The organism is Caproiciproducens galactitolivorans (assembly GCF_029266045.1).
Taxonomy (GTDB): domain Bacteria; phylum Bacillota; class Clostridia; order Oscillospirales; family Acutalibacteraceae; genus Caproiciproducens; species Caproiciproducens galactitolivorans.
In genome coordinates this window covers 81746-94529 of sequence record NZ_JAJUFJ010000009.1, presented here as the reverse complement: position 1 = coordinate 94529, position 12784 = coordinate 81746, and the positions used below count along the sequence as shown (strand labels likewise).

Genomic DNA, 12784 nt, shown 5'->3' with positions numbered 1-12784 from the left:
AGGTAAAAAAATTGGACAATATAAAGCTCAAGAAAAATCCGTTCAGCTTGCAATTGAACACAGAAGATTTTTTGCCTGCCAGTACGGATGAGAAAGCATCTTTGGTTGTCATGCGTGAAAGCACAACCTACTGGAAGGATGCGGTTCGGCGTCTTAGGAAAAATAAAGTGGCGATGGTGGCGCTAGGGGTCATCATTCTGGTTATGATTTTTGCGTTTATAGTCCCGAATTTTTATCCGTATCGTTACGACCAGCAGATTCGCGGCAGCGAAGATCTGCGTCCAATGCAGTACTCCACAATGGAATTGAAAAGCATTTCTCAGGGCAAAAGCGTCTTCCCGCATATTTTCGGTACGGACAGCTTTGGCCGCGACATTGCAATCCGCGTCATGATCGGCGCGCGGATTTCCCTTATGGTTGGTTTGGTTGCCAGCCTGCTTGTTTTGCTGATCGGAAGCATTTACGGCGCGATTGCCGGATACTTTGGCGGCAAGGTTGATATGGTGATGATGCGTATTGTGGATATTATCTACTCTGTGCCAGATATGTTAATTATTATCCTTTTGCAGGTAACCTTGAAAACGCCGCTGACGAGGTTGTTTGACAGTAACCCCGCTTTTGCGGGCCTGCAAAAAGTCGGAGTCGGTTTGATTAGTATCTTTATTACATTCAGCCTGCTGTACTGGGTTGGTATGGCAAGGATTGTGCGCGGCCAGATTATGACGCTGAAAGAACAGGAATTTGTTACAGCGGCAAAGGCGCTGGGCGCTTCAAACCGTCAGATCATTATGAAGCATCTGCTTCCGAACTGTATCGGGACGCTGATCGTTACAACAACGTTGCAGATCCCTTCCGCAATCTTTACGGAAGCGTTCCTCAGCTACCTTGGACTGGGGGTTGCTATCCCCATGGCAAGCCTGGGTTCGCTTGCGTCCGATGCGCTGGGCGGAATCAGCGCTTACCCGTATCGTTTGATTGTTCCGTCTGTTGCAATCAGCTTGATTATTTTGTCATTCAACCTCTTTGGCGACGGCCTGAGGGATGCGTTTGATCCAAAGCTTAAGAAATAGGAGATTTGAAAATGAGTGCGAATTGCCTTCTTGATATAGAAAACCTTCAAGTTTCCTTTTTTACCCCTGCCGGAGAGGTAAAGGCCGTCAGCGGTGTGTCTTACACACTTAACCACGGCGAGGTGCTTGGAATTGTTGGAGAATCCGGAAGCGGAAAAAGTGTTTCCGCATATACCCTGATGGGTTTGATCGCTAATCCGGGTAAAATTGTAGGCGGCACGGTGGACTTTAACGGCCACCAAGTGCATAAGATGACTGAAAAAGAATTCCGCAAAATGCGCGGAAGCGAAGTCAGCATTATTTTCCAGGATCCGATGACTTCTCTCAACCCTGTGTTCACAATTGGCAGCCAGCTGATGGAAATGCTGCGCCTGCACACGAATAAAAATAAGGAGGAGCGCAAGGCGAGGGCGATCGAGCTGTTGAGGTTGGTCGGCATGAACGAACCGGAAAAGCGCTTAAAACAGTATCCGCATGAATTCTCCGGCGGTATGCGCCAGAGGGTCATGATCGCCATGGCGCTTGCTTGTGAGCCGAAGCTGTTGATCGCGGACGAACCGACCACAGCGCTCGACGTAACCATTCAGGCCCAGATACTGGAACTGATGGTTGAACTGAAAAAGAAAATCAATATGTCGATTATCATGATTACCCATGATCTGGGTGTTGTTTCCGATGTTTGCGACCGCATAGCGGTCATGTACGCCGGGAAGATTGTGGAAATCGGCAGTACGGATGATATATTTTATAATCCGAAGCATTGCTATACCGAAGGGTTGCTGCGTTCCATCCCGAAGCTGCATGAAAAGGGACACGAACGCCTGGTTCCGATTGAAGGCGTGCCGGTCGATTTGCTGTCCCCTCCGGCGGGCTGCCCGTTTGCTCCGCGCTGCGACAAGTGCATGAAAATCTGCCTGCGGCAGATGCCGGAGTATACGGAGATATCTCCGGGCCATAAAAGCGCCTGCTGGCAGCTTCAGAAAGAGCAGTTTGAGAATGCCGAGGGGGGAAACAAGGAATGAGCGAAAAGCTATTAGAAGTTGAGCATCTTCAGCAGTATTTCCCGGTAAGCGGCGGTCTGTTTAAAAAAAATTACGTAAAAGCGGTTGATGATGTAAGCTTTTATATCAATAAAGGGGAAACTTTCGGCCTTGTAGGAGAAAGCGGTTGCGGAAAAACGACAACCGGAAGGACAATTTTAAGATTATATGAGCCTACAGGTGGGAAGATTATATATGACGGCGTGGACGTTACCCATGTCCCCTTTGCACCGTACCGCAGAAAAATGCAGATTGTTTTTCAGGATCCGTACGCTTCCCTCGACGCCCGTATGACCGTCGGTGACATTATCGGGGAGCCGATCGATATACACGGTCTCGCTGCCAATAAAAAGGAGCGCGATGAACGGATCCTCTCCCTTTTGGAAAGGGTTGGCCTGAATTCCGAGCATGCAAACCGATACCCGCATGAGTTTTCCGGCGGTCAGCGGCAGAGGGTCGGCATTGCCCGCGCGCTTGCGGTGCAGCCGGAATTCATCGTCTGCGACGAGCCGATTTCCGCCTTGGATGTGTCCATTCAGGCGCAGGTTGTGAATATGTTCGAAGATTTGCAGCAGGAATTGGGTCTCACCTATTTATTTATTGCGCATGATTTAGCAATTGTTAAGCATATCAGTAACCGGATTGGCGTAATGTATTTAGGTAAGATGGTGGAACTGGCCGACAGCGATATGCTTTACGAGCATCCGATCCATCCCTATACGCAGAGCCTGCTTTCCGCTATTCCGATTCCGGATCCGCATACAAGCAGGACAAAGAAGCGGATTGTTCTGGAAGGCGATGTGCCCAGCCCGCTGAATCCGCCGTCTGGGTGTCGGTTCCGGACCCGCTGCCCGTACGCGACGGAGCAGTGTGCCGTCGAGGTGCCGGAATTCAAAGAATATGAAGCAGGGCATTTTGCGGCCTGCCACCGGATTGGAGAAATTTAGAGGTTTTAATTTGCAGAGCAAATTGAAATAAAAGAATTTTTCGAAAAAACTGGAGGGATTTAATTTATGAGAAAAAGAATAGTTTCCTTGTTACTTGCAGTGGCTCTTTTCTCTTCCGCATTTGTGGGATGCGGAGGCGGTGCGAGCACCTCTACAGCAGAAGGCGTAAGCAGCGAAGCAGCCGGTGCAAAATCGCTGAGCGTCAGCCTTGGCTCTGAACCGCTGACGATGGATCCGGCTTTAAACCAGGCGGCCGATGTTACCACCGTGATGAACCATTTGTTTGAAGGCCTGACCAGGTACTCTTCGGACAAGAAGACGGTGAATGCGCAAGCGAAAGATATTCAAGTTAGTAGTGATCGCAAAACGTATACGATTACCCTTCGTGACGACATTAAATGGTCCGACGGCAAGCCGGTAACCGCAGGCGATTTTGAATATGCATGGAAGAGAGCGGTTGATCCGAAAACCGCATCCCAGTATGCTTATATTTTTGATCCGGTCCTCAATGCAAACGAAATTGTAGCCGGTAAAAAAGACAAGGATACGCTTGGCATAAAGGCACAGGACGATAAGACTCTTGTTGTAACTTTAAGAGCTCCGTGTCCGTATTTTAACGAGCTTCTTTCCTTTACGGCTTATTTCCCGCTCCGCAAGGATGTTGTTGAGGGCAACGAACAGTGGACCCAGAGCCCGAAAACCTATATTTCCAACGGTCCTTTTACGATGAAGGAATGGAGCCATAAGGAAAGCATCACTTTAGCGAAGAACCCGAATTATTACGACAAAGATAAAATCAAGCTTGATACCATTAAATTTGTCTTGCTGGAAGATGACAGCGCAAGGCTTGCCGCTTACCAGAACGGCGAAATCAGCTTCTGCTATGCCATTCCGACCGAAGAAATTCCGTCATGGCAGTCGAAGCCGGACTTCCAGAAAGTACCGGATCTTGGAACAAACTTTGTTGATTTCAACTGCAAGAAGAAGCCCTTCGACGATCCGAAGGTAAGAAAAGCTTTATCGCTTGCGATCGACCGCAGCTACCTTGTGGATACGGTTACAAAGAAAACACAGACCGCCGCAGCCGCATTTGTTCCGGTCGGTGTTCGTGACGTTGAGCCTACACAGGAGTTCCGTAAAGCCGGAAAAGACTTCTATTCCGTTAGCACGGAGGATTACGAGAAGAATGTAGCTGAAGCGAAGAAGCTCCTTGCGGAAGCCGGTTATCCGGATGGCAAGGGATTCCCCACCGTTGAATATGCTACAAACCCTGCTTCTTTGAACAACGCAATGGCGGAAGCCATCCAGAATATGTGGAAGACCCAGCTTGGCATTAACTGCACAATTTCCCAGCAGGAGTGGTCCGTATTTATCGACTCCCGTAACAAAGGAAATTACCAGATCGCCCGTGACGCGTTCGGCGTTGATTTCAACGATCCGGTTTCCATGCTTGACCTGTTTGTTACCGATGGCGGCAACAACAGTTCCAAATACTCGAATCCGGAATACGACAAGATCATTGCACAGGTTAAGTCAACGGACGACAACAAGGTCAGAATGCCGCTTTTGCATCAGGCAGAGGAAATCATTATGAGAGATATGCCGGTTGCTCCTCTCACTTACCGTTCACGCGTTTTCCTGTTGAATCCGAATGTAAAAGGCTATTATGAGAATCCGATGGGCTTTGACTACTTCATGTATGCTACTGTAGAAGGCTGATTGGATATCGTTTTCAAGGCGTTCCCGTCTTTTTCGGGAACGCCTTTTTGTACAAATTCAATAAAAGTATATGAATGAACAGAGTGTGAACAACTTCATAAATGCTGTCTTTATTGGTTTAAAGTGATAATATATCGATCATTTTGCAATATTTATAATACGTTATTTCATTTAATAAATCTACAATGTAAAAAAGTAAATAAAAACTAGTAAAATAAACGATTCTATAAAATATAACGCATAATTACAAATATGAGGTTGCAAATATGCGATATCAGTAGTATAATCAGAAACATTAAATATTTAAAAATCGATATTAAAATGTGTGACGATTTCGAATTTGGGAGGTTAAACACAATGAAAAAGCGTTTATTAGCGGCTGCGCTTGCGGCGACGATGGTTGCAGCCTCTGTGACAGGATGTGCGCAATCGGGAGATTCAAAGGGTACCGGTGATGCTGCGAGCGGAGACACCGTTAAAATCGGCGGGCTTGCTCCGCTGACCGGCAATGTATCCGTTTATGGAATTGCTACAAATAACGGAATTAAGCTTGCTGTCGATGAAATCAATAAAGCGGGCGGCGTTCTGGGCAAGAAGATCGAATATGTGCCCTATGATGAAAAGGGGGACGCCATTGAGGCCGTTAATGCTTATAATAAGCTGGTTCAGGATGACAAGGTGGTCGCGCTGATTGGCGACGTAACTTCCAAGCCGACGATTGCCGTTGCGCAAAAAGCGGTGAAAGACGGTTTGCCGATGATTACCGCGACCGGTACCGCTGCGGATATTACCAAGGCCGGCGAAAACGTATTCCGTGCCTGCTTTATCGATCCGTACCAGGGTGAACTGATGGCGGCTTATGCTGCAAGAAAGCTGAATGCGAAGACCGCCGCGATCATCTATGACAACGGCGACGACTATTCCACGGGTGTGGCAAACGCTTTTGAAGCGGCCGCAAAGTCCGAAGGGATTACCATTACCAACAAGGAAGCGTATCAGTCCGGCGCAATGGACTTTAAAACCCAGCTTACGAAGATTAAGGCAAGCAATCCGGATGTTGTTATGATTCCGGTTTATTACTCCGATGTTGCGCTGATTGCCGTACAGGCGAAAGACATCGGCCTGAAAGCAAAGCTGCTTGGCGCGGACGGCTGGGACGGTGTCCTTGAGAAAATCGACAAAAGCAACCAGGATGCTGTTAAGGGCTGCTATTTCTGCAGCCAGTACTCCGCGGAAAGCACGGATCCGAAGCTTCAGGAATTCCTGAAGAAATACAAGGAAACCTATAAAACCGATCCGAACATGTTTGCTGTTCTGGGTTATGATGCCATGGGCATGATGGCGGCGGCCATTAACAAGGCCGGTTCGACAGATTCAGACAAGATTGTTTCCGCGTTAAAAGCGCTGGAATACAAGGGACTTACCGGTAACACCACATTTGATGAAAACCGCAACCCGGTCAGAGAAGCGGTTATTACGACCATTTCCGACGGTAAGTATAAGTTTGTTGAAAACTTTAAAAAGTAATTCGTTCACTCAGTCAGATATTTTTGAATGAAAAAGAGGGTGAAGTAATTCACCCTCTTTTCGGATTTATTTGAAAAAGGCTTAGAATTGCAGGAGGGTGCAGCTTATGGAATTCTTATCCCAGGTAATCAACGGCCTTGGCATCGGCAGCATCTATGCTCTGGTGGCATTGGGCTACAGCATGGTTTACGGTATCGTACAGCTTATTAATTTCGCGCACGGCGATATTATTATGGTGGGAGCGTATACTGTTTTTGTCATTTTGGTCATGATGAATTTACCGCTCTGGCTGGCAGTGCTTGGCTCTATCCTGTTTTGCGGCGTCGCCGGTGTGCTCATTGAGCGTATTGCCTACCGTCGGCTGCTCGTGCACGAAGCGCCCCGGATTTCGCTGCTGATCACCGCAATCGGCGTCAGCATTTTCCTGCAAAATCTTTACCAACTGCTCTTCGGTTCGGATCCGAAGTCCATGCCGAAGATGTTTGCTTTTGCTCCGCTTCAGTTCGGCGGTGTTCAGTTGACATCTTCAACGATTATAAATATTTCGGTTTCGGTCGTTATGATGGCAGGACTTCAGCTTATGGTCAACAAAATGAAAATCGGAAAAGCAATGCGCGCGACTTCCGAGGACGCGGGTGCCGCAAAGCTGATGGGAATTAATACGAATACAACCATCGCGTTTACCTTTGGCATCGGTTCTGCTTTGGCGGCTGTCGGCGCCGTGCTTTACTGCAATACATATCCGCAGATAAAACCGGTTATGGGTGGGCTTCTGGGATTGAAAGCGTTTGTCGCGGCGGTGCTTGGCGGAATCGGGAGTATCCCGGGTGCTATGCTGGGCGGCTATCTTTTAGGCGTTGCGGAGAGCCTGACGAATGCCTATATCAGCAGCAACCTGACCGATGCGGTGGTTTTCGGGATTTTGATTATTGTCCTTCTGGTCAAACCGACTGGGCTTTTGGGCAAAAATACAAGGGAGAAGGTGTAACGGATGCTGGGTATATCAAAAAAGAAAAGGATTTCCTATTTGGTAAATCTGGCGATCGTATTCCTTATATATTTTGGAATCTCCACCCTGATCGCCCAGAGAGTGATTAACAGCTATTATTCCGATATTATCAATATGATGCTTATTAACATTATTCTTGCTGTCAGCTTAAACCTAGTGACCGGCTTGCTTGGACAGCTTGTTCTGGGACATGCCGGCTTCATGCTGGTGGGCGCTTACTCCGCCGCCCTGTTTACGTTGAATGTTAAGCTTCCGTTTACGGTTTCGTTCCCAATTGCTTTGATTATCGGTGGACTTGCCGCCGCGTTGTCCGGCTTTATTATCGGCGTCCCGGCGCTGCGGCTGCGGGGCGATTACCTTGCGATTATTACGCTCGGTTTCGGAGAAATCATCCGCGTTATCGCGAACAACCTGACGATTACGAACGGCGCCAAGGGCCTTTACGGGATGGAGTCTCTCAATACGCGGCATAACCTTACGGGGATGTTTACCTATATATTCTTTATTGCTGTGTTTGTAATCTTTTTGAATTTTACTTTTGGAACCTCACGCCATGGGCGTGCCGTTATTGCCATCCGCGAGGATGAAATTGCGGCGGAGGCGGCTGGCATACACACAACCTATTATAAACTGCTCGCCTTCGTTCTGGCGGCGTTTATCGCCGGTGTGGCGGGCGGACTTTACGCGCACCAGATCGGTTTGATCGACCCGTCAAAATTCGATTTCAACCGCTCAACGGAAATCCTCGTTATGGTTGTACTGGGCGGTATGGGGTCCATTACCGGGTCCATTCTATCCGCTGGGGTTTTGACCATTCTGCCGGAAGCGCTGCGCGGATTTTCCAATTACCGCATGCTTTTGTATTCGGTCGTATTAATCTGCGTCATGCTGTTCCGCCCGACGGGCCTTTTGGGGCGCAGCGAGTTTTCGCTGACGGGAGCCTTTGAAAAAATCCGCAGTACTGTGGGCGGCAATAAAAAGAATGCCGCAAAAAAGGAGGGTTGACCGATGCCTGTGCTCGAAACAAAAAATTTAGGCATTGCCTTTGGAGGCCTTCAGGCCCTTCAGGATGTTCATTTTTCGATTGAGAAGGGCGAAATTTTCGGCCTGATTGGGCCGAACGGCGCGGGAAAAACAACCGTTTTTAACCTGCTGACCAATGTTTATGTGCCGACAGAGGGCGTTATTTCGCTGGATGGCGTGAATATCGTCGGGAAAAAGACTTATCAGATTACGCAGAACGGGATTGCCCGTACCTTTCAGAATATCCGTCTGTTTAAGGATATTTCCGTTATTGATAATGTTAAAATTGCAATGAACTACCAGATGAAGTATTCCGTCTTGTCGGGAATCTTCCGCCTGCCTTCCTACTGGAAGGAGGAAAAAGCGGTTACCGAGCGTGCATATGAGCTTTTAAAGGTCTTTCATCTGGAAGAGCACGCGGATGATCTGGCGAAGAACCTTCCTTACGGGCAGCAGCGCAAGCTGGAAATTGCCCGCGCGCTTGCGGCGAATCCGAAGGTGCTGCTTCTGGATGAACCCGCCGCTGGTATGAACCCGACGGAAACAAAGGAACTAATGGAAACCATTGCGCTAATCCGTGACAAATTCAAGGTTGCGGTTCTGCTTATCGAACACGATATGAACTTTGTTATGGGAATCTGCGAGCATATCGTTGTTTTGGATTACGGCAGAATTATTGCGGAGGGAAGCGCCGAGGAAGTGCGCAGCAACCCGAAAGTCATTGCCGCATATCTTGGGGGTGAGTAAAATGGGAGTTATGCTGTCCGTTAAAAATCTGGATGTTTACTACGGTTCCATCCATGCAATTAAAAATATTTCCTTTGAAGTGGCGGAAGGGGAAATTGTAACACTAATTGGGGCAAACGGCGCCGGAAAAACAACGACGCTTCATTCCATTTCTGGCCTGGTCAAACCGAAAAGCGGGGAGATTACCTTCTGCGGCAACAACCTGATGGCAGTCGAGCCGCATAAAATCATACGGCTGGGTCTTGCGCAGGTTCCGGAGGGCAGAAGAATTTTTGCGAAAATGACGGTGCAGGAAAATCTGGAAATGGGCGCCTATATCCGGAACGACGGGGGCGCAATAAGCGAAGACTATGAAAAGATCTTTGAACGCCTTCCGCGCTTGAAAGAGCGCCGCAGGCAGATTGCCGGAACACTAAGCGGAGGCGAGCAGCAGATGCTGGCGATTGGCCGCGCCCTGATGTGCAATCCGAAGATGCTGCTTCTGGATGAACCGTCTATGGGGCTTTCCCCGCTGCTTGTAGGCGAAATTTTTGAAATTATTAAGGATGTTAACAAAACCGGCGTGACGGTGCTGCTAGTGGAACAGAATGCGAAGAAAGCGCTCGAAATCGCGGATCACGCCTATGTTCTGGAAACCGGTTCAATTGCCATGCAGGGCGACGCGGACGAACTAGCAAACAATGAAAAGGTGCGAAAGGCCTACCTCGGCGGTTAAAAGTCGATATGCCTGGCGTCGGCGCGTTCCGTTCATAGTCTGCAGAAGAGGCGGAAGCACAGCTTCCGCCTCTTTCCGGCCATAAGAGAATATTTTATGTGTGGAAGCCTTCAAGCACTATTCCCCGCTGGATGTGCTGAATCAGCGGAGTTAATGTAAAGTCGTCAGTATGGTAGTCGGATAGTACCATGCCAGAATCTGTTGGTAAGAAGCACCCTGTGACGCCATATAATTCGCACCGACCTGGCTCATCCCCACGCCGTGCCCGTATCCTTTTACAAGGAAGGTAAAGGTTCCGTTTGCATAGGATATGGAGAAATTTGGGGAACGCAGCGCGAACGCGCTGCGGATGTCGCTGCCCTTTATGTTTACGCCGCCGATCTGTATGTTCTTAATTGTTCCGGAAGCCGTCCGCTGGATATTCCCGACCCATGTAGACGGGTCGCCGGACAGGTTCGCTTTTGGCGCGGTTTTCAGCACCGCCGCTTTAAACTGGGCTGTGCTGAACGTCGCCGTTGTCTGGTAGCCGCTTGCAAACACGTCCCCGGGGCTTGCCACCGCGACAAGGTACTTGCGCTTCCCGCCCCAGATATCCTCCGAAGTTTCCGTATTGCCGGAGGATATCGCGTAATAGGTAGCGTCGGCTAGCTCGCCGTCGCTTTTCAGAACCTTTCCGTAAATGGCGTCTACCACTTTGGTGAGTTTGTTGTAGTAGGTATCAAAATTCGCTCCCCACCGCTGTTTCATCTGCTCTTTGGTAACATAAATCTGCCATCCCTGCGTGTCCGCGGCAAAGTCCGCCCCTTTCAGGGATGCGGTCGGGTTGCTTCTTTGCTGTTCGCGCAGGCGGCTATAATAGGTGTATGCGGCAACGCCCTGCGCCTTGAGCGCTTCCGGATGAAAGTCCGGCGACATTTCGGTGACGATCGCGCCGTAAAGAAAGCTTCGGTCGTCTGCGGTAATCACGGTGTTGCTTTTGGTGTCCAGTATTTTAAAGCCGGAAACGGCGCTTTTCGTGCCGGGGGCGACGCTTTGCTGCTGGGGCTTTGCCAGCGGTACGCTGCTTGCCGCTTTTTTCAACTTGTCTGTCTTGTCCGGTATTTTGGCGCCAATGGATAGGAATGGGACGGTAAACATAATCAAAAACAGAAGAAGTCCAAGGAATGCTTTTCCCTTCATTTCAATCCACCGTTTCTCCGTGCTGCACAGTATTTGATGAATAGGCGTCCAGAATTTCCACGGGAAATATCGGCGGCCCCTTTCCCGCTTCCAGTAGGGAAGCGTTTTGAAAATAGGATCTTTTTGCAGGCTGGTGGCTTTCAACCTGTTCACTTCCTTATTCTGATGATCAATACATTTTACATTCGAACACGATGAAATATTCATTATTTTTAAATATATTTCCTATACGCAGAAATATAAGGAAAATATGAAATTTTTCAAAGATTACATTGCAAATGCAGGGATTTTGTAGCCGTATATTTACTTGACTTTAGGCATGCGCTGATATATATTAAGAATATCAGCATAAAAAAGCTCATGGCGCTGTCGGTTCTGCCACACGGAACAGGGCAGTCTTTTTTAAATTTGTGTGGAGAAATGGTGTGTATCATGGCAGAAATTGTTCTTGAGCAAGATGATCCGGGGCTTCGGGGCTTGTGCGACGAATTCAGAGCCAATAATAAGATTCCCCCGGAAAAATTTGAATTGTATCAGGTGAAGCGCGGCCTGCGCAATCCGGACGGAACAGGCGTTATGGCCGGCCTTACCACGATTTGTAATGTACATGGCTACTTAATCGCGGACGGCGAACGGATTCCGGACGAAGGAAAGCTTACATACCGCGGCATCGACGTGAACGATATTGTTAATGGATGCATTGCGGATAACCGTTTTGGTTACGAGGAGGTTGCATGGCTTTTGCTTTTCGGCGAGCTGCCGAGCAAGGAACAGCTCCAGACCTTTGTCCGCACGCTGAACAGTTATCGTGAGCTCCCCGAATACTTCGCCGAGGATATGATTATTAAAGCGCCTTCAAAAAACATTATGAACAAGCTGGCGCGTTCCGTCCTGGCACTTTACTCCTACGATGAAAATCCGGACGACACATCGCTAGAAAACAATATGCGGCAGGCAATCCAACTGATTGCTCGGCTTCCTACGATTATGACGTACGCCTATCAGGTGAAAAGGCGCCACTTTGATAAAAAGAGCATGTATTTCCATCCGATTGACCCGAAGCATTCCACGGCGCAGTCCATTCTGAATGCGATCCGGCCGGACAGGAGTTTTACGGATGAAGAAGCGAAGCTGCTCGACCTTTGCCTGATGCTTCACGCAGAGCACGGCGGCGGCAACAACTCCACCTTTACCGTCCGCGTCCTTTCTTCAACCGGTACGGACACGTATTCCGCGATTGCGGCCGCAATCGGTTCCCTGAAAGGTCCGCGCCATGGCGGCGCCAACCACAGGGTCATGATGATGATGAGGGACATCATGGAGAATGTGCACAATTGGGAGGACGAAACCGAGCTTTCCCGATACCTTGTTAAAATTGTCCGCGGGGAGGCCGCCGACCATTCCGGCTTAATATATGGAATGGGACACGCGGTTTATACGCTTTCTGACCCGAGAGCCGTTATCCTGAAGAACAAGGCCCGCAGGCTGGCGGAAGAAAAGGATATGCTGAAAAAGTTCGAACTGTTTGAGCGGGTGGAAAAGCTGGCTCCCGACGCGTTCGCCAAGGTAAAGGGCGAGCGGAAGGTCATCTCAGCCAACGTGGACTTTTATTCTGGCCTAGTTTACGAGATGCTGGGAATCCCAAGCGACCTGTACACCCCGCTTTTCGCCATTTCCCGTATTGCCGGCTGGTGCGCCCACCGTATGGAGGAAATGGAAACCTGCGGCAGAATTATGCGTCCTGCGTACCGGTCCCTGTCGAAAAGCAGGCCCTACATACCCCTTGAAAAACGCGACGCGCAGTGATA

The 12784-nt window shown here is 49.0% G+C and carries 11 protein-coding genes; 10 read left to right on the top strand and 1 reads right to left on the bottom strand.

The genetic code is table 11. From position 1 onward, the window contains the following. Window positions 1-11: 11 nt before the first annotated feature. The 9 genes from P9B68_RS08065 to P9B68_RS08025 all read left to right on the top strand — a co-directional run bounded on the left by P9B68_RS08065 (window position 12) and on the right by P9B68_RS08025 (window position 9797). Window positions 12-1070, top strand: coding sequence for an ABC transporter permease (locus P9B68_RS08065; RefSeq protein WP_407932273.1), 1059 nt, complete (start codon window positions 12-14; stop codon window positions 1068-1070). 11 nt (window positions 1071-1081) lie between these two features. Further along, entirely contained in the window at window positions 1082-2092 is a 1011-nt protein-coding gene (locus tag P9B68_RS08060) for an ABC transporter ATP-binding protein (protein WP_135660395.1), read from the top strand. Beyond that, window positions 2089-3057 (top strand): ABC transporter ATP-binding protein, encoded by a 969-nt coding sequence (locus tag P9B68_RS08055; RefSeq protein ID WP_135660397.1) that lies wholly within the window; start codon window positions 2089-2091, stop codon window positions 3055-3057. The genes P9B68_RS08060 and P9B68_RS08055 overlap by 4 nt, the downstream gene beginning before the upstream one ends. 66 nt (window positions 3058-3123) lie before the next feature. Further along, window positions 3124-4776 (top strand): peptide ABC transporter substrate-binding protein, encoded by a 1653-nt coding sequence (locus P9B68_RS08050; protein ID WP_135660399.1) that lies wholly within the window; start codon window positions 3124-3126, stop codon window positions 4774-4776. A 357-nt stretch (window positions 4777-5133) separates the two neighbouring features. Then, window positions 5134-6303, top strand: a complete 1170-nt coding sequence (locus tag P9B68_RS08045) for an ABC transporter substrate-binding protein (RefSeq protein ID WP_135660401.1) — start codon at window positions 5134-5136, stop codon at window positions 6301-6303. A gap of 106 nt (window positions 6304-6409) precedes the next feature. Further along, window positions 6410-7291, top strand: a complete 882-nt coding sequence (locus tag P9B68_RS08040) for a branched-chain amino acid ABC transporter permease (RefSeq protein WP_135660403.1) — start codon at window positions 6410-6412, stop codon at window positions 7289-7291. 3 nt (window positions 7292-7294) lie between these two features. Next, window positions 7295-8317: a branched-chain amino acid ABC transporter permease gene (locus P9B68_RS08035; RefSeq protein WP_207669572.1), complete on the top strand. Its 1023-nt coding sequence runs from the start codon at window positions 7295-7297 to the stop codon at window positions 8315-8317. Between the two features lie 3 nt (window positions 8318-8320). After that, window positions 8321-9082 carry an ABC transporter ATP-binding protein gene (locus tag P9B68_RS08030; RefSeq protein WP_135660406.1) on the top strand — a complete coding sequence of 254 codons (762 nt, stop codon included), beginning with the start codon at window positions 8321-8323 and terminating at the stop codon, window positions 9080-9082. A gap of 1 nt (window position 9083) precedes the next feature. Next, window positions 9084-9797, top strand: coding sequence for an ABC transporter ATP-binding protein (locus P9B68_RS08025; RefSeq protein WP_135660408.1), 714 nt, complete (start codon window positions 9084-9086; stop codon window positions 9795-9797). Window positions 9798-9947: 150 nt separating this feature from the next. Here the strand turns inward: P9B68_RS08025 and spoIID are convergent, their stop codons facing one another. Beyond that, a complete protein-coding gene (gene spoIID, locus P9B68_RS08020; RefSeq protein WP_277668822.1) occupies window positions 9948-10976 on the bottom strand; it encodes a stage II sporulation protein D in 1029 nt (342 codons plus the stop codon). A 432-nt stretch (window positions 10977-11408) separates the two neighbouring features. Between spoIID and P9B68_RS08015 the strand changes: the two genes are divergently transcribed. Next, entirely contained in the window at window positions 11409-12782 is a 1374-nt protein-coding gene (locus P9B68_RS08015) for a citrate/2-methylcitrate synthase (protein WP_135660412.1), read from the top strand. Window positions 12783-12784: the final 2 nt, after the last annotated feature.

Coding starts and splice junctions, on each gene's coding strand:
- P9B68_RS08040 (WP_135660403.1), top strand. CDS start 6,410: ATGGAATTCTTATCCCAGGTAATCAACGGCCTTGGCATCGGCAGCATC.
- P9B68_RS08055 (WP_135660397.1), top strand. CDS start 2,089: ATGAGCGAAAAGCTATTAGAAGTTGAGCATCTTCAGCAGTATTTCCCG.
- P9B68_RS08045 (WP_135660401.1), top strand. CDS start 5,134: ATGAAAAAGCGTTTATTAGCGGCTGCGCTTGCGGCGACGATGGTTGCA.
- P9B68_RS08035 (WP_207669572.1), top strand. CDS start 7,295: ATGCTGGGTATATCAAAAAAGAAAAGGATTTCCTATTTGGTAAATCTG.
- P9B68_RS08050 (WP_135660399.1), top strand. CDS start 3,124: ATGAGAAAAAGAATAGTTTCCTTGTTACTTGCAGTGGCTCTTTTCTCT.
- P9B68_RS08030 (WP_135660406.1), top strand. CDS start 8,321: ATGCCTGTGCTCGAAACAAAAAATTTAGGCATTGCCTTTGGAGGCCTT.
- P9B68_RS08025 (WP_135660408.1), top strand. CDS start 9,084: ATGGGAGTTATGCTGTCCGTTAAAAATCTGGATGTTTACTACGGTTCC.
- spoIID (WP_277668822.1), bottom strand. CDS start 10,976: ATGAAGGGAAAAGCATTCCTTGGACTTCTTCTGTTTTTGATTATGTTT.
- P9B68_RS08015 (WP_135660412.1), top strand. CDS start 11,409: ATGGCAGAAATTGTTCTTGAGCAAGATGATCCGGGGCTTCGGGGCTTG.
- P9B68_RS08060 (WP_135660395.1), top strand. CDS start 1,082: ATGAGTGCGAATTGCCTTCTTGATATAGAAAACCTTCAAGTTTCCTTT.